The 16,430-nt window shown below is 63.9% G+C and carries 18 protein-coding genes; 9 read left to right on the forward strand and 9 right to left on the reverse strand.

From position 1 onward, the window contains the following. A partial coding sequence (gene tyrS / locus N7607_RS05115) for a tyrosine--tRNA ligase (RefSeq protein WP_279869065.1) occupies positions 1 to 1,199 on the reverse strand: 1,199 nt, incomplete at its 3' end. 180 nt (positions 1,200 to 1,379) lie between these two features. Between tyrS and N7607_RS05120 the strand changes: the two genes are divergently transcribed. Both N7607_RS05120 and N7607_RS05125 read left to right on the forward strand, forming a co-directional pair. Then, positions 1,380 to 2,780 (forward strand): peptidoglycan DD-metalloendopeptidase family protein, encoded by a 1,401-nt coding sequence (locus N7607_RS05120; protein ID WP_279869067.1) that lies wholly within the window; start codon positions 1,380 to 1,382, stop codon positions 2,778 to 2,780. A gap of 1 nt (position 2,781) precedes the next feature. Then, complete coding sequence (locus tag N7607_RS05125) at positions 2,782 to 3,873, forward strand: anhydro-N-acetylmuramic acid kinase (protein ID WP_279869069.1); 1,092 nt, start codon at positions 2,782 to 2,784, stop codon at positions 3,871 to 3,873. Between the two features lie 61 nt (positions 3,874 to 3,934). On the opposite strand, the gene erpA is transcribed toward N7607_RS05125, so the two are convergent. Further along, the gene (gene erpA, locus N7607_RS05130) at positions 3,935 to 4,285 is read right to left on the reverse strand and encodes an iron-sulfur cluster insertion protein ErpA (RefSeq protein ID WP_043308183.1); all 351 of its coding nucleotides are present in this window, start codon (positions 4,283 to 4,285) and stop codon (positions 3,935 to 3,937) included. A gap of 165 nt (positions 4,286 to 4,450) precedes the next feature. After that, the gene (argC, locus tag N7607_RS05135; RefSeq protein ID WP_279869070.1) at positions 4,451 to 5,485 is read right to left on the reverse strand and encodes an N-acetyl-gamma-glutamyl-phosphate reductase; all 1,035 of its coding nucleotides are present in this window, start codon (positions 5,483 to 5,485) and stop codon (positions 4,451 to 4,453) included. A 137-nt stretch (positions 5,486 to 5,622) separates the two neighbouring features. Between argC and hemJ the strand changes: the two genes are divergently transcribed. The 4 genes from hemJ to N7607_RS05155 all read left to right on the forward strand — a co-directional run bounded on the left by hemJ (position 5,623) and on the right by N7607_RS05155 (position 8,919). Then, complete coding sequence (gene hemJ / locus N7607_RS05140; RefSeq protein WP_279869072.1) at positions 5,623 to 6,048, forward strand: protoporphyrinogen oxidase HemJ; 426 nt, start codon at positions 5,623 to 5,625, stop codon at positions 6,046 to 6,048. Between the two features lie 17 nt (positions 6,049 to 6,065). Further along, a complete protein-coding gene (locus N7607_RS05145) occupies positions 6,066 to 7,028 on the forward strand; it encodes a nitronate monooxygenase family protein (RefSeq protein ID WP_279869073.1) in 963 nt (320 codons plus the stop codon). Positions 7,029 to 7,116: 88 nt separating this feature from the next. After that, entirely contained in the window at positions 7,117 to 8,109 is a 993-nt protein-coding gene (locus tag N7607_RS05150; protein WP_279869075.1) for a DUF805 domain-containing protein, read from the forward strand. Positions 8,110 to 8,112: 3 nt separating this feature from the next. After that, the gene (locus tag N7607_RS05155) at positions 8,113 to 8,919 is read left to right on the forward strand and encodes an SDR family oxidoreductase (RefSeq protein ID WP_279869076.1); all 807 of its coding nucleotides are present in this window, start codon (positions 8,113 to 8,115) and stop codon (positions 8,917 to 8,919) included. Here the strand turns inward: N7607_RS05155 and N7607_RS05160 are convergent. Next, positions 8,916 to 10,397 carry an AAA family ATPase gene (locus tag N7607_RS05160; protein ID WP_279869078.1) on the reverse strand — a complete coding sequence of 494 codons (1,482 nt, stop codon included), beginning with the start codon at positions 10,395 to 10,397 and terminating at the stop codon, positions 8,916 to 8,918. The genes N7607_RS05155 and N7607_RS05160 overlap by 4 nt on opposite strands. Positions 10,398 to 10,468: 71 nt before the next feature. Between N7607_RS05160 and N7607_RS05165 the strand changes: the two genes are divergently transcribed. Together N7607_RS05165 and coq7 are read left to right on the forward strand one after the other, a co-directional pair. Further along, positions 10,469 to 10,807, forward strand: coding sequence for a histidine triad nucleotide-binding protein (locus N7607_RS05165; RefSeq protein WP_279869079.1), 339 nt, complete (start codon positions 10,469 to 10,471; stop codon positions 10,805 to 10,807). Between the two features lie 82 nt (positions 10,808 to 10,889). Then, complete coding sequence (coq7, locus tag N7607_RS05170) at positions 10,890 to 11,537, forward strand: 2-polyprenyl-3-methyl-6-methoxy-1,4-benzoquinone monooxygenase (RefSeq protein ID WP_279869080.1); 648 nt, start codon at positions 10,890 to 10,892, stop codon at positions 11,535 to 11,537. Between the two features lie 53 nt (positions 11,538 to 11,590). On the opposite strand, the gene speD is transcribed toward coq7, so the two are convergent. Together speD and N7607_RS05180 are read right to left on the reverse strand one after the other, a co-directional pair. Further along, positions 11,591 to 12,385: an adenosylmethionine decarboxylase gene (gene speD / locus N7607_RS05175; protein WP_279869081.1), complete on the reverse strand. Its 795-nt coding sequence runs from the start codon at positions 12,383 to 12,385 to the stop codon at positions 11,591 to 11,593. A gap of 212 nt (positions 12,386 to 12,597) precedes the next feature. Then, positions 12,598 to 13,023, reverse strand: coding sequence for an OsmC family protein (locus N7607_RS05180; protein ID WP_279869082.1), 426 nt, complete (start codon positions 13,021 to 13,023; stop codon positions 12,598 to 12,600). A 234-nt stretch (positions 13,024 to 13,257) separates the two neighbouring features. Between N7607_RS05180 and crp the strand changes: the two genes are divergently transcribed. Continuing rightward, a complete protein-coding gene (gene crp, locus N7607_RS05185; RefSeq protein ID WP_137974837.1) occupies positions 13,258 to 13,902 on the forward strand; it encodes a cAMP-activated global transcriptional regulator CRP in 645 nt (214 codons plus the stop codon). Between the two features lie 56 nt (positions 13,903 to 13,958). Here the strand turns inward: crp and trpC are convergent, their stop codons facing one another. Genes trpC through N7607_RS05200 form a run of 3 tightly spaced genes read right to left on the reverse strand, consistent with a single transcriptional unit; the run spans position 13,959 to position 16,428 of the window. Beyond that, entirely contained in the window at positions 13,959 to 14,792 is an 834-nt protein-coding gene (gene trpC / locus N7607_RS05190) for an indole-3-glycerol phosphate synthase TrpC (RefSeq protein ID WP_279869084.1), read from the reverse strand. Continuing rightward, positions 14,789 to 15,835: an anthranilate phosphoribosyltransferase gene (gene trpD / locus N7607_RS05195; protein ID WP_279869085.1), complete on the reverse strand. Its 1,047-nt coding sequence runs from the start codon at positions 15,833 to 15,835 to the stop codon at positions 14,789 to 14,791. Before trpD ends, trpC begins: the two co-directional genes overlap by 4 nt. Then, positions 15,835 to 16,428, reverse strand: coding sequence for an aminodeoxychorismate/anthranilate synthase component II (locus N7607_RS05200; RefSeq protein ID WP_279869086.1), 594 nt, complete (start codon positions 16,426 to 16,428; stop codon positions 15,835 to 15,837). Before N7607_RS05200 ends, trpD begins: the two co-directional genes overlap by 1 nt. Positions 16,429 to 16,430: the final 2 nt, after the last annotated feature.

A 16,430-nucleotide genomic window follows, 5' to 3' on the forward strand; every position in this document is an offset into this window, starting at 1 on the left:
CACTCTGCCTTCAGAGAGATACGCGCAAAGGCCTTCTTGCCGGCCTGGCATACATGGCTGGAGCCCAGCTTGAACATGAAGCTGCGATCGACCGCCTCGCCATCTACCTTCACGCTACCTGCACTCAGAAGGTCGCGTGCAGCGGCAGCGTTCTTCACCAGACCTGCCTTATTAAGGACGGAGGAAATCGGCATATCCTCTATAGAGAGCAGCTCGACTTCCGGCAGGTCATCCGGCAGCTCGCCCTCCTTGAGGCGATTGCCCGCAGAACGGTGCGCACTGGCGGCCGCCTCTTCACCATGGAAGCGAGCGACGATCTCCTCGGCCAGCTTGATCTTGATGTCGCGGGGATTGGCGCCATTGGCCACGTCGACCTTGAACTGCGCGATCTCTTCCATGGAACGGAAGCTGAGCAGCTCGAAGTAACGCCACATCAGAGAATCCGGCATGGACACCAGCTTGCTGTACATGACGCCGGGCGCTTCCTGGATACCTATATAGTTGCCCAGCGACTTGGACATCTTCTTCACGCCATCCAGTCCCTCGAGCAGCGGCATGGTGACGATGCACTGCGAGGGCTGACCATAGGAGCGTTGCAGCTCGCGCCCCATCAGCAGATTGAACTTCTGATCGGTGCCACCGAGCTCGACGTCCGCACGCAGCGCCACAGAGTCGTAGCCCTGCACCAGCGGATAGAGGAATTCGTGGATGGCGATCGGCTGATTGCCTTCGTAGCGCTTCTGGAAGTCATCACGCTCAAGCATGCGCGCCACAGTGTACTGCGAAGCCAGGCGAATGAAGTCGGCCGGTGTGAGCTGGTCCATCCAGGTGGAATTAAACGCCACCTCGGTCTTGGCCGGATCGAGGATCTTGAACACCTGGCTCTTATAGGTCTCGGCGTTATCCAGCACCTGCTCACGGGTCAGCGGCGGGCGAGTCGCGCTCTTGCCACTGGGGTCGCCGATCATTCCGGTGAAGTCACCTATAAGGAAGACCACCTGATGCCCCAGCTCCTGAAACTGGCGCAGCTTATTAATAAGCACGGTGTGTCCTAGATGAAGATCGGGCGCGGTCGGGTCGAAACCGGCCTTGATCCGCAGCGGCTCGCCGCGCTTGAGCTTCTCCACCAGTTCGGACTCGACCAGAACCTCTTCTGCACCGCGCTTGATCAGCGCCAGCTGCTCTTCAACCGACTTCATGACAGGACCCGTGCTACCCGCAACCAAAAAGGGAACCAACCATACAAGATCACTGACCAATTACAAGCTCTACGCCAGGGGTGTGCCGCTGGGCCGATGCATGGCCTGCAGGGTTGCCTATAGTGAAATTTGATTATATTTTAGACAGTTAATGCACTCTTCCAAGAAACACCCTGAGCCATGACGCATTCTGTACCCAAAGCCACGTCCTATCCGCGGAGCCACTTGCTGGCAGCCAGCGGTATTGCGGCGCTGCTGAGCCTGGCCTTGCTGGTGTTCCCGTCGCGCGAAGTCGAAGCCAAGAAGACCTATCTGAGCCTGGAGCTGGACAACGGCTCCGAGCAGATCGTGCAAGAGAAGGATGATCTCCGACCCGATCAAGCCGCCGGGGAATCACCTTTCGACGATAACAAGAGCGCCCAAGCAGACGCGAATAAGAAGAACGAAGAAGCACAGCTCACTCAACCCACCGACCCGCTGCAGAAGAGCGTCACCGTCGCCAACGGCGATACGTTGTCGACCGTATTTTCTCGCGTCGGCCTGGACGCCACTGCCCTGCACGAAGCCATGGGCAGCAACAAGGATGCCAAGCGCTTCAGCCGCCTGCACGTAGGCCAGGTCCTGGACTTCAAGCTGACGCCTGAAGGCAAGCTGGAACGCATGGGCAGCAAGCTGAACGATCTGGAGAGCATTTCCCTGACGCGCAGCGACAAAGGCTTCTCCTTCAAGCGCGAGCTGGTCAAGCCGGACGTGCGCACCTCCTACGCCCACGGCGTGATCAATAGCTCGCTGTTCCTCTCCGCCAAGCGTGCCGGCCTGTCGCACAGCCTGACCATGGATCTGGCCAACGTATTCGGCTACGACATCGACTTCGCCCAGGACATCCGCGAAGGCGACGAATTCGAGCTGATCTACGAAGAGCACGTGGTCAACAACAAGCAGGTCGGCAACGGCAACATCCTCTCCGCGCGCTTCACCAACCGCGGCAAGACCTACACCGCCGTGCGCTACACCAGCAAACAGGGCGTGACCAGCTACTACAACGCCGACGGCATGAGCATGCGCAAGGCGTTCATCCGCACCCCGGTGGACTTCGCCCGCATCAGCTCGAAGTTCTCCATGGGCCGCCGCCACCCGATCCTGAACAAGATCCGCGCCCACAAGGGCGTCGACTACGCTGCCCCGCGCGGCACGCCGATCAAAGCCGCCGGTGATGGCCGCGTGTTGCTGGCCGGCCGCAAGGGCGGCTACGGCAATGCCGTGGTCATCCAGCATGGCAACAGCTACCGCACCCTGTACGGCCACATGCAAGGCTTCGCCAAGGGCGTGCGCACCGGCGGCACCGTCAAGCAGGGTCAGATCATTGGCTACATCGGCACCACCGGCCTCTCGACCGGCCCGCACCTGCACTACGAGTTCCAGGTCAACGGCCGCCATGTCGACCCGCTCAGCCAGAAACTGCCGATGGCCGACCCCATCGCTCGCAACGAGAAGCAGCGTTTCCTGCAACTGAGCAAGCCGCTGATGGCACGCATGGACCAGGAAAAGGCCACCATGCTGGCCGCCAACAAGCAGCCCTAATATGCCGCACTACCTAGGGGTGATGTCCGGCACCAGCCTCGACGGACTGGACATCGCCCTGATCCAGCAAGATACCCGCCCCACTCTCCTCGCTCACCACTACATCCCCATGCCCGACGCCTTGCGCGCCGAGCTGCTGGCACTGTGTTCCTCGGGCCAGGACGAACTAGCGCGCGCTGCCATTGCAGAGCAACGCTGGGTGGAGCTGGCGGCGGCCGGCATCAATACACTGCTGCAACGTGAAGGGCTGAGCGCCAGCGACATCCGCGCCATCGGCAGCCATGGCCAGACAGTGCGCCACGAGCCGGCTCGCTGCTTTACCGTGCAGATCGGCAATCCAGCATTGCTGGCGGAGCTGACCGGCATCGACGTGGTTGCCGACTTCCGCCGTCGCGATGTCGCTGCTGGCGGCCAAGGAGCGCCACTGGTTCCGGCCTTCCACGAAGCGCTGTTCGACAGAGACGAGCAACCCAAGGCCGTGCTCAATGTCGGCGGTTTCAGCAATCTCAGTCTGATCGAGCCGGGCCAGGCCGTGCGCGGCTTCGATTGCGGGCCGGGCAACGTGCTGCTGGATGCCTGGATCGGCAAGGTGCGTGGCGACGCGTTCGACCGCGACGGTGCCTGGGCAGCCAGCGGACAGCTGAATGCTGCATTGCTGAAGGCGCTGATGAACGATCCCTACTTCGCTGCCACCGGCCCAAAGAGCACCGGGCGCGAGCTGTTCAATCTGACCTGGCTGGAACGTCACCTGGCCGAGCTCCCCGCAGTGTCGCCCGCCGACGTCCAGCGCACCCTGCTGGAACTGACAGCTCGCAGTATCGTCGACTCCCTGCAGCAGGCTCAGCAGGAGACCGCCGAGTTGCTGGTCTGCGGCGGCGGCGCGCACAACGCCGCATTGATGCAGCGCCTGCAGGAAATGATGCCGAGTTGCCAGGTAGCCAGCACTGCCAAGCGTGGCGTACCACCCGACTGGGTCGAGGCCATGGCCTTCGCCTGGCTGGCGCATTGCTGCCTGGAGCGCATCCCGGCCAACCGCCCCAGCGTCAGCGGCGCCAAAGGGCTGCGAGTGCTCGGGGCAATCTACCCGGCCTGACGAGGCCTGGCCACAAACGAAAAAGCCGCGCAAATGCGCGGCTTTTTTCATGGTGAAAGACTTAGATCGAGAAGGACGAACCGCAGCCGCAGGTGGTGGAAGCATTCGGGTTGTTGATCACGAAGCGCGAACCTTCCAGGCCTTCCTGGTAGTCCACTTCAGCACCGGCCAGATACTGGAAGCTCATCGGATCGACCACCAGGCTGACCCCCTCGCGCTCGACGATGGTGTCGTCGTCGGCCACATCCTCATCGAAGGTGAAGCCGTACTGGAAACCCGAGCAACCGCCGCCGGTGACGAACACACGCAGTTTCAGGCGAGGATTGCCCTCTTCATCGACCAGGCTCTTCACCTTGTTCGCCGCGCCCTGGGTGAAGATCAGGGGGGTTGGAGTGAAGGTCTCGACGCTCATCTTGCTGTTCTCCCGGCGCCAGGCGCCATGTTACGTACTTCACGGGCGGCGATTATCCGCTTACCCGAGCAAATTGGTCAATTATTGCGCGATAACAGGAGCTAGGCCCTGCTTCTTAGATAGGCGCGCCTGCGGCGAATTCAAGTCGTCGCAGGTGCAACTCGATCAGGGCAGCAACGCGGCGTGGGACAGGCCCAGGCGCTCGTCCAGCCCGAAGAGGATGTTCAGGTTCTGCACGGCCTGGCCGGACGCACCCTTGACCAGGTTGTCGATGGCCGACAGCACCACCACCAACTCACCGCCCTGCGGGCGGTGCACGGCGATACGGCAAACGTTGGCACCGCGCACGCTGCGGGTCTCCGGATGGCTGCCGGCGGGCATCACGTCGACGAAAGGTTCGTTGGCGTAGCGCTGCTCGAACAGCGCCTGCAGGTCCACGCCGCGATCGGCGACGGTGGCGTACAGAGTGGCGTGGATACCGCGGATCATCGGCGCCAGGTGCGGTACGAAGGTCAGGCCGACCGGGCCGTTGGCGGCGCGGCGCAAGCCCTGGCAGATTTCCGGCAGGTGGCGGTGGCCCTTGACCGAGTAGGCCATCATGCTCTCGCTGGCCTCGCACAGCAGCGAACCGACCTTGGCGCCACGACCGGCGCCGCTGACGCCGGAGGCACAGTTGGCGATCAGGCGGCTGTTATCGGCCAGACCAGCCTCCAGCAGCGGGAGCAAACCGAGCTGGGTGGCGGTCGGGTAGCAGCCCGGCACGGCGATCAGGCGCGCACCCTTGATCGCCTCGCGATTGACTTCCGGCAGGCCGTAGACCGCCTCCGGCAGCAGCTCCGGCGCGCCGTGCGGCTGGCCGTACCACTTGGCCCACTCCTCGGCGTCCTGCAGACGGAAGTCGGCGGACAGGTCGATCACCTTGGTGCCGGCGGCCAGCAGCTCGCCAGCCAGGGCATGGGCGACGCCGTGCGGAGTGGCGAAGAACACCACATCGCAAGCACCGAGGGTGGCCACGTCCGGCACGCTGAAGGCCAGAGTGTCATAGTGGCCGCGCAGATTGGGGTACATGTCGGCAACCTTGACCCCGGCCTCGGAGCGCGAGGTGATGACCGCCACTTCGGCCTGGGAATGCTGGGCCAGCAGACGCAGCAGCTCCACCCCGGTGTAACCCGTGCCGCCGACGATTCCGACCTTGACCATTGCATAACCCCCGCAGAGAGACCGATAAGAAAGGCTGCCGATGATAAAGCCCATGGCCCCGGCGGCCAACCTCGAGGGTGACGTGCCACCACGGCTTTCTCTACTATCGGCGACAAATGTCCCGTTGGAAGTCGCCAATGCTTTATCTCTGGGTCAAGGCCCTGCACATCATCGCCCTGGTCTGCTGGTTCGCCGGGCTGTTCTACCTGCCGCGCCTGTTCGTCTACCACGCCTCGGCCGACGACGCGCCCAGCCAGGAACGCTTTTGCGTGATGGAGCGCAAGCTGTACCGCGGCATCATGAATCCCTCGATGATCGCCACCCTGGTCTTCGGCGGCTGGCTGCTCTACCTCAGCCCGGCCTGGCTGCAGCAAGGCTGGCTGCACGCCAAGCTGCTGCTGGTGGTACTGTTGGTCGCTTATCACCACGTCTGTGGTGCGCAACTCAAACGCTTCGCCCGCGACGAGAACGTCCGCGGCCATGTGTTCTACCGCTGGTTCAACGAGGTGCCGGTGCTGTTCCTGCTGGCCATCGTAATTCTGGTGGTGGTCAAACCCTTCTGAGAACAAGAGGAACGCCCATGTCACTGCCCGCCCTGCTCGATCAACGCCTGCGCCTGCCGGTGGTGGCCGCCCCGATGTTCCTGGTATCCACCCCGCCACTGGTGCTGGCCACCTGTCACAGTGGCGTGGTCGGCAGCTTCCCAGCACTGAACCAACGCGAGAGCGCCGGCTTCAAGGCCTGGCTGGAAGAGATCGAGGCGGGGCTGAAGCCGGACTCCGCACCCTACGCGGTCAACCTGATCGTGCACGGCAGCAACCCGCGCCTGCAGGCCGACCTGGCCATCTGCGTGGAGCACAAGGTGCCGGTGGTGATCACCAGCCTCGGCGCGGTGAAGGAAGTGGTCGATGCCGTACACAGCTACGGCGGCCTGGTGTTCCACGATGTGACCACCCGCCGCCACGCGGAGAAAGCCGCCGAGGCCGGTGTGGATGGTTTGATCGCGGTGGCCGCCGGCGCCGGTGGCCATGCCGGCACCTGGAGCCCGTTTGCCCTGATCGCCGAGATCCGTCAGTTCTTCGACAAGACCCTGTTGCTCTCCGGCTGCCTCAACCACGGCCACGAAATTCTCGCTGCCCAGATGCTGGGGGCCGATCTCGCCTATATGGGCACGCGCTTTATCGCCACCCGCGAGAGCAATGCCGACAGCGATTACAAGCAGATGATCCTCGACGCCCGCGCCGCCGACATCGTGCATACCCCGGCAGTGTCCGGCGTGCCGGCCAGCTTCATGCGCCAGAGCCTGGAGAAGGCCGGCTATGACCTGCAGCGCCTGCAGAACAAGGGCGACATCAACTATGGCGAGAAACTCAAGCCGATCAGCGACGAAGCCAAGGCCTGGAAGACCGTATGGTCGGCTGGCCAGGGCGTCGGCGGTATCGACGACCTGCCGACGGTGGCCGAGCTGGTCGCCCGCCTGGATGCCGAATATCGCGCCGCCCAGAACCAGGCCGGACAGCTGACGCAACGCTGGCCGCGCTGAGCAGAAAACTGCGCAGCAGGTCGCTTGTTCGCGCCCGGCAAAGCCCCTAGGCTCTGGGCAACTCCAAAGACGTAACAGGGATGCACGCATGACGGACACTCGCTACAAGATCGTCTTCGACGGCCAACTGATGCCGGAGATGGCGCTCGACACGGTGAAAGACAACCTGGCCCGCCTGTTCAAGAGCGATCAGAGCAAGATCGACGCGCTGTTCAGCGGCTCGCCGGTAGCGCTCAAGCGTGACCTGGCCGAAGCCGAGGCCGACAAGTACCTGGCCGCGCTGCGCCGGGCTGGGGCACTGGTGCGCAAGGAGCAAGAGGGCGGAAGCCTCGGCCTTAGCCTGGTGGATAGCGAGCCGACCACAATTGCTCCCGCTACGCCACAGATGCCCGCCAACAGCATGGTCTGCCCCAAATGCGGTCATCAACAGACGAAGGCGGCCGAGTGCACAGCCTGCGGCATCATCATCGAGAAATATCTGGCCCGGCAGGCGCAACTGGTGGATAGCACCCCTGTGCCCGTCGCTGCTGGCGACCAGTCGCCTTACAGCACGCCCAGATCAGAGGTCGGCGAGGCGTTGGAGGAATATGGCGATCTCAAGGTATTCACCACAGATGGCCGGATCGGCCGAGTACGCTACCTGGGCTGGTCAATGGCGCTGATGCTGCTCGGCCTACTGGCCTACGGTATCGCCATGGGCGCCATGGCCATTTCGCCGGTACTCGGTGGCATCTTGATGATCCCGGTATTGATAGGTGCAGTGGTTGTCAGTGTGATGATCGGCGTGCAACGCCTGCACGATATCGGTTGGTCCGGTTGGCTCTGGCTGCTCAACTTCGTGCCGCTGGTCGGTAGCGTGTTTGCCATCCTGATGCTGGTCATCCCAGGCACCCAGGGCGCCAACCGCTACGGTCCACCGCCTCCCCCAAACAGTGGCGGCGTGATTGCCCTGGCTTGGTCCTGTCTGCTGGTACCTATTATCGGCATCCTCGCCGCCATCTCGATTCCGGCCTACCAGGACTATGTCGAGCGCGCCAAGGAAGCCCAGCAATTCCAGCAAGCCCCAGACCTGGAGGAGTAAGCCGTGAGCAGTTACGCCCTGATTACCGGCGCCTCCAGCGGCCTCGGCCTGGCCCTGGCCGAGGCTCTGGCCCGGCGCGGGCGTAACCTGATCCTGGTGGCGCGCCAGCGCGATGCGCTGGAGAGCATCGCCTGCGAGCTGAGCCAGCGCTTCGGCGTCGAGGCCCTGTTCCGCGTCTGCGATCTGACCGAGCCGCTGCAGCTCACCGGCCTGATCCAGGAGCTGGAACAGGGCGAGCGGCAGATCGATCTGCTGGTGAACAACGCCGGCATCGGCAGCGCCGGCCTGTTCGTCGAGCAGGACTGGGGACGCGAGCAGCAGCTGATCGAGCTCAATATCCTGGCACTGAGCCGCCTGTGCCATGCCCTGGGGCTGGAGATGAAGCGGCGCGGTGCCGGGCAGATCCTCAACGTGGCCTCCCTGGCCGCCTTCCAGCCGGGCCCGCTGATGAGCAGCTACTTCGCCAGCAAGGCCTACGTGCTGCATTTCTCCGAGGCGCTACGCAGCGAGCTGGCGCCGTTCGGAGTGAAAGTCTCGGTGCTCTGCCCGGGACCGGTGGCCACCGCTTTCTTCCGCCGCGCCGAACTGTACAGCGGCGGACTGGAAAGACAGCAGCAACTGGCCAGCCCCGAGGAGATTGCCCTGGTCGCCCTGCGCGGCCTGGACCGCAACAGCGCCATCATCATCCCCGGCTGGCGCCATCGCCTGGTGCCGCAACTGCTGCGCCTGACGCCACGCGCACTGGTACGCCACGTAGCGATGAAGATGGTGCGCCCGCTCCTGCCACGCACTCGCGCCGAGCAACCTTAGTCGGCGCTCACCGTGCGCCCGTCGGCCCAGGCCCGCAGCTCCGTCAGGCGCTCGGCCATGACCACCGACAGCGGCGCCGTCCCCTGGATGTTGCTCAGCAACAGCGCCTGATCCACCGGCTGCTGGCGCGCCTGGGCGGCATACAGGGCGCTGACCACCACCTGCTCGATCTCCGCACCGGCGAACCCTGCGCTGGCCTGCGCCAGAGCCTGCAGATCGAACTGCTCCGGCTCCAGCTCGCGGCGGCGCAGATGGATGGCGAAGATCTCCGCACGCACCTCGGCGCTCGGCAGGTCGACGAAGAACAGCTCGTCGAAGCGCCCCTTGCGCACCAGCTCCGGTGGCAGGCGGTCGATGGCGTTGGCAGTGGCGACCATGAAGACCGGCGCCTTGCGCTCGGCCATCCAGGTCAGCAGGGTGCCGAGCACGCGCTGGCTGACGCCGTCGTCGTTGCTGCCGGTGGCCAGGCCCTTTTCGATCTCGTCCATCCACAGCACGCAGGGCGCCATCTGCTCGGCCATCTTCAGCGCCTCGCGCAGGTTGCGCTCGGTCTCGCCGAAGAACTTGTTGTACAGGGCGGCGAAGTCCAGGCGCAGCAACGGCAGGCCCCAGAGGCCGGCCACCGCCTTGGCCGCCAGGCTCTTGCCGCCGCCCTGCACGCCCACCAGCAACATGCCACGTGGGATATCGGCACCCTTGCCGTTAAGGAAAATGTCCTGGCGCTCGCCCAGCCAGCACTTGAGGTTGTTCAGGCCGCCGACCTCGGCGAAGCGCGCGGTGTCGTACTCGAAGCTGAGTACACCTTCCAGGTCGAGCAACTGGAACTTGGCCTTGTTCAGCTCCGGCAAGTCTTCCTGGGTGATGGCACCGTCATCGCAGATCAGGTTGCGCGCCAATGATCGCGCCTCGGCGTGGCTCATGCCGCGCAGGTTCTTCACCACCTGCTGCAAAGTGCGATTGTCCGTGCGTACGCGCGCGCCGCGGTTGCGTTCGCTCCAGCGCGTGGCTTCTTCGCGCACCAGCGCCAGCAGCTCTTCCTCAGTCGGCAGCGCCAGGCTGAAGCGCGCGGCGTAGCGCTGCACCTCGGTCGGCAGCTTGACCGCGTGCGACACCAGCACCAGGGTCGGCTTGTGCGGCGCCTCGCTCATGGCGATCTCCTTGAGCAGGCGCACCAGCTTGGGATTGTCGACCAGGAACGGATGCAGATCGCACAGCACATAGATATTGGGCGTGGGATCGGCCTTGATCAGGCGCAGCGCCTGCTCCGGCTCGCGGCTGTCCAGTTCGCCCACCGGCTCGCCGCCGAAGGCCAGGCGCTGCAGGCCTTCGGTCACCGCCCAGGTGTAGATGCCGAGACCGCGCTTGATCGCCAGCGAGGTGAGGGTTTCCAGCACCCGTGGCTCGTCCCAGGACTCGATCACCACCAGTTTGACGCGGGACTCCAGGACCAGGCCCAGATCGTGGACATCGTTCTTCAACACGCACTCCTTGTGCTGTCTGCCGACACTATTAAACTCGCAGGATACCCAAAGCCGCCGGAGGAAAGCGCGTGGACTGCCTGTTCTGCAGGATAATCGACGGCACCATTCCCGCCCGCAAGCTCTACGAGGACGACCAGGTACTGGCCTTCCACGACATAGGCCCGCAGGCGCCGGTGCACTTCCTGGTGATCCCCAAGCGCCATATCGCCACCCTCAACGATCTCGGTGAAGGCGACCGGGCGTTGGCCGGGCATATCCTCTATACCGCCCAGCGCCTGGCCGCCGAACAGGGCTGCGGCGAAGGCTTCCGCGTGGTGATGAACTGCAACGACCTGGGCGGCCAGACCGTGCACCACATCCATATGCACGTGCTCGGGCAGCGGCAGATGCACTGGCCGCCGGGCTGATTGGCAGCGACCCGTTGTCGCCGGTCAAAAATCTGTCCAGACCTTCGGGTAAACTGCCGGCATGCTTTCCGTGGAGATGGCCATGAGCAACGAACGCCAGTTTTCCCCCGTCGACCGCCTGCTGATACAGGCCGATGCCGCCATGCGCACCCTGTTGCCGTTCAGCGGTGCACCGGCGCGGCCGTCGCCGGCCATCCTGCAGAACGAATCCGAGCTGAGCGACGCAGACGCCCGCCATGTGGCCGGACTGATGCGCATCAACCACACCGGCGAGGTCTGCGCCCAGGCGCTGTACCAGGGCCAGGCTCTGACCGCCAAGCTGCCGGAAGTACGCAAGGCCATGGAGCATGCCGCCGACGAGGAGGTCGACCACCTGGCCTGGTGCGAGCAGCGCATCCGCGAGCTGGGCAGCCACCCGAGCGTGCTCAATCCGCTGTTCTATGGCCTGTCCTTCGGCGTCGGCGCGGTAGCCGGGCTGATCAGCGACCGGGTCAGCCTGGGCTTCGTCGCCGCCACCGAGGATCAGGTGGTCAAGCATCTCGACGAGCACCTGGAACAGATCCCCCCGGAAGATGCCAAGACCCGCGCCATTCTCGAACAGATGCGCGATGACGAGGAACAGCACGCCACCAGCGCCATCGACGCCGGCGGCCTGCGCTTCCCGGCGCCGGTGAAGTTCGGCATGAGCCTGTTATCTAAAGTGATGACCAAGAGCACCTACCGCATATAAAGCAGTAGAAATGAAAAGGGCGCCAATCGGCGCCCTTTTTCGTTGCAGGAGAATCAGCGCGGCATGTTGCGCGCGTAGAAGATCTCCAGCATCTCGTGACGCACCCGCTCTTCCACCTGCTGGCGCTGCTCGGCGGTCAGGTTGCGGGTGGCGTCGCCGAACAGGTAGTTGTCCAGCTCGAAGTTCTTGAGCAGCATCTTGGTGTGGAACAGGTTCTCCTGATACACGTTCACGTCCGTCATCTGGTACGCGTCCTGGGTATCGTCGGAGAGGTAGTTCTGGATCGAGTTGATCTCGTGGTCGATGAAGTGCTTCTTGCCTTCCACGTCGCGGGTGAAACCACGCACGCGATAGTCGACCGTGACGATGTCCGAGTCGAACTGGTGGATCAGGTAGTTGAGCGCCTTCAGCGGCGAGATCACGCCACAAGTCGACACGTCGATGTCCACACGGAAGGTCGCGATGCCCTCGACCGGATGGATCTCCGGGTAGGTGTGCACGGTGATGTGACTCTTGTCCAGGTGCGCCAGGATGGTATCCGGCAGCGGCCCCGGGGATTCCTCGATCTGGCTGGCGGTGGGTTCCACCGGCTGCTCGGAGATCAGGATGGTCACGCTGGCGCCTTGCGGGTCGTAGTCCTGACGGGCGATGTTCAGGATATTGGCGCCGATGATGTCGACAACATCGGTGAGGATCTGCGTCAGCCGCTCGGCGTCGTACTCGGTGTTGATGTACTGGACGTAAGCCTGCTGGTCTTCCGGCGTTTCCGCGTAGCAGATGTCATAGATGTTGAAGCTCAAGGTCTTCGTCAGGTTGTTGAACCCGTGGAGCTTGAGTTTGCTTTTCACCGTTGGAGATTCTCTTGGTTGGTGCGGCTCTGCCGCGTGATCGAGCATGCCCGTCAGCTGCGAATGGCTCAGCTGCGTAGGACGGTTAACACCTCTTCGCGATGGCGATTGGTTTTGGTTGGGGCGCAGGCCCCGAAAAGGGCCGCGCATTATGCAGATCGAAGGCCGTGGCGGCCAGAGTCTGCGCCCGCTTTATGATGGTCGGATGACCGTCAGGCGCCCAGTTCGACTATCTCGTAGTCGTGGGTAATTTCCACACCGGCGCGACCGAGCATGATCGAGGCCGAGCAGTACTTCTCCGCCGACAGTTCCACCGCGCGCTTGACCTGAGGCTCCTTGAGGCCGCGACCCTTGACCACGAAGTGCAGGTGGATCTTGGTGAACACCTTGGGATCTTCGTCGGCGCGCTCGGCTTCAAGGAAAGCCTCGCAGCTCTCCACCGGCTGGCGCGCCTTCTTCAGGATGCTGACCACGTCGAAGTTGCTGCAGCCGCCCAGGCCGATCAGCACCATTTCCATGGGGCGCACACCGAGGTTGCGACCGCCGGCCTCGGGCGGGCCGTCCATCACCACCACATGGCCGCTGCCGGATTCGCCGAGGAACATGGCCTCGCCGGCCCATTGAATGCGCGCTTTCATCGCCTGGACTCCACTGCCCGAAAAAGGCGCGTAGCTTATCACAGCGCCTTATTTCACCCGGCCGTCGCATTTACGGGCAACGGGCCATTACCAGTGATGACTGCGTCGCAAATTCGCGTTGCCGGCCCCCACGTGTCTGTTAAGCTGGCGACGGATAACTGGCACACTTGTTCGGATAACTAATAAGAAATTCGCCTGCTGGACAAAGGCTTACTCAAATTTCGGGACTCGGGCATGGTAGCTATTACCCTTACACCAAAGATCAAGAACATCGACAAGCTGCTCGCGCACTGTCACCGCCGTCGTTATACGGCGAAGAGCACCATCATCTATGCAGGGGATCGTTGCGAGACCCTGTTCTTCATCATCAAAGGCTCGGTCACCATCCTCATCGAGGACGACGACGGCCGCGAGATGATCATCGCCTACCTCAATCCCGGCGACTTCTTCGGCGAGATGGGCCTGTTCGAGAAGGAAGGCACCGAGAAGGAACGCAGCGCCTGGGTCCGCGCCAAGACCGAGTGCGAGGTGGCGGAGCTGAGCTACGCCAAGTTCCGCGAGCTGACCCAACAGGATCCGGAGATTCTCTACGCCCTGGGCAGCCAGATGGCCGACCGCCTGCGCAACACCACGCGCAAGGTAGGTGACCTGGCCTTCCTCGACGTCACCGGCCGCGTGGCCCGCACCCTGCTCGACCTGTGCAAGCAACCGGACGCCATGACGCATCCGGACGGCATGCAGATCAAGATCACCCGCCAGGAAATCGGCCGCATCGTCGGCTGCTCCCGCGAGATGGTCGGCCGCGTGCTCAAGTCCCTGGAGGAACAGGGCCTGGTCCACGTGAAAGGCAAGACCATGGTGGTATTCGGCACGCGCTGACGGATACCGGCCACAAAAAAGCCCGCCAATCGGCGGGCTTTTTCATGCGCTATGGATCAATCCGGATCGACACCCGGCACCACGCGGCTGCCGGCGAAGAACAGGCGCTTTAGCTCGGTGCCTGGTTCCTCGGCGCGCATAAAGGCCTCGCCGACCAGGAACGAGTACACCTCGTTGATCTCCATCAGCTCCACGTCGGCGCGGGTGAGGATGCCGCTCTCGGTGATCACCACACGGTCGCGCGGAATGCGCGGCAGCAGGTCGAGGGTGGTCTCCAGGCTGACTTCGAAGCTGTGCAGGTTGCGGTTGTTGATGCCCACCAGCGGCGTGTCCAGGGTCTTCAGCGCACGCTCCAGCTCGTCGCCGTCGTGCACTTCCACCAGCACGTCGAGGCCGACGTCCTTGGCGGTGGCGGCCAGCTCGGCCATGCGCACGTCATCCAGCGCAGAAACGATCAGCAGCACACAGTCGGCGCCCAAAGCGCGGGCCTCGACGATCTGGTACGGATCGATCATGAAGTCCTTGCGGATCACCGGCAGCGAGCAGGCCGCGCGGGCCTGCTGCAGGTATTCGTCGGCACCCTGGAAGAAATCGATGTCGGTGAGCACCGACAGACAGGCCGCGCCGCCGGCCTCGTAGCTCCTGGCGATCTCGGCGGGCACGAAGTTCTCGCGCAGCACGCCCTTGCTCGGCGAGGCCTTCTTCACCTCGGCGATCACCGCGGCCTGCTTGTGCGCCACCCGCTCCTGCAGGGCACGAGCGAAGCCGCGCACGGGGTTGGCGGCGCGTGCCTGCGCCTCGACCTCGGCGAAGCTGACACGGGCGCGGCGCTCGGCCACTTCCTCGGTCTTGCGCGCGAGGATCTTCTCCAGCACGGTTGGAATGCTCACCCTTCGTTCTCCACACGATATACCGCGGTAAAGGACACCAGCTCGTCTAGCTTCTCCCAGGCCAGGCCGGTGTGCAGGGCGTCCTGCGCCAGCTGCACGCCTTCCTTGAGACTAGTCGCCAGATCGGCAGCGTAGAGCGCCGCACCGGCATTCAGCACGATCATGTCGGCGGCCTTCTGGCCATGCTCGGTCTTGCGCTTGCCCAGAGCATCGCGGATCAGCGTCAGCGAGTCCTGAGCACCTTCCACGGTCAGGCCCATCAGGGTCTGGCTCTTGATGCCGAAGTCCTCAGGCTGGATGCGGTACTCGCTGACCGCGCCGTCCTTGAGCTCGGCCACATGGGTCGGCGCGGCCAGGCTGATCTCGTCCAGGCCGTCCTGCGCATGTACCACCAGCACATGCTGGCTGCCCAGGCGCTGCAGCACTTCGGCCATTGGCCGGCACAGGGCCTGGCTGAACACGCCGATCACCTGGTGCTTGACCCCGGCCGGGTTGGTCATCGGGCCGAGCATGTTGAAGATGGTGCGCAGGCCCAGCTCGCGACGCGGGCCGATGGCATGTTTCATGGCGCCATGATGGGCCGGGGCGAACATAAAACCGACCCCCACGCTCTCGACGCAACGTGCGACCTGCTCGGGCTTGAGGTTCAGGTAGACGCCGGCCGCCTCCAGCAGATCGGCGCTGCCACTCTTGCCAGAGACCGCGCGATTACCGTGCTTGGCCACGCGCCCACCGGCCGCGGCGACCACGAAGGCGGCGGCGGTGGAGACGTTGAACACATTCATGCCGTCGCCGCCGGTGCCACAGGTGTCGACCAGCCGCTCGGCATTGATGTTCACCGGCGAGGCCAGCTCGCGCATGACGGTGGCGGCCCCGACAATCTCGTCGATGGTCTCGCTCTTCATGCGCATGCCCATGAGGAAGGCGCCGATCTGCGCGTCGGTGCACTGGCCGGTCATGATCAGGCGCATCACGTCCTGCATCTCGGTGGTGGACAGGTCCAGCTGGTTGACCACCCGGTTGAGGGCTTCCTTGATGTCCATCAGCGCACTCCGCCTTGTTGTTTGAGGAAGTTGGCGAACAGTTCGTGGCCCTGCTCGGTGAGGATGGATTCCGGGTGGAACTGCACGCCCTCGATGTTCAGGGTCTTGTGGCGCAGGCCCATGATCTCGTCCACCGAGCCGTCCGCATGCTGGGTCCAGGCGGTGACTTCCAGGCACTCCGGCAGGGTCTCCAGCTTGACCACCAGGGAATGGTAGCGGGTCACGGTAAGCGGCATGTTGAGGCCGGCGAAGGCACCCTTGTCCTCGTGGAACACCGGGCTGGTCTTGCCGTGCATCACCTGGCGCGCACGCACCACGTCGCCGCCGAAGGCCTGGCCGATGCTCTGGTGGCCGAGGCACACACCGAGGATCGGCAGCTTGCCGGCGAAGTGCTTGATCACTTCCAGCGACACGCCGGCCTCGGTCGGCGTGCACGGGCCGGGCGAGACCACGATGCGCTCGGGATTCAGCGCCTCGATCTCGGCGACCGTCAGCTCGTCGTTGCGGATCACATGGACATCGGCACCCAGCTCGCCCAGGTACTGCACCACGTTGTAGGTAAAGGAGTCGTAGTTGTCGATCATCAGCAGCATGG

The sequence above is a fragment of the Pseudomonas sp. GD04019 genome, assembly GCF_029837695.1.
In the GTDB taxonomy this organism is placed as follows: domain Bacteria; phylum Pseudomonadota; class Gammaproteobacteria; order Pseudomonadales; family Pseudomonadaceae; genus Aquipseudomonas.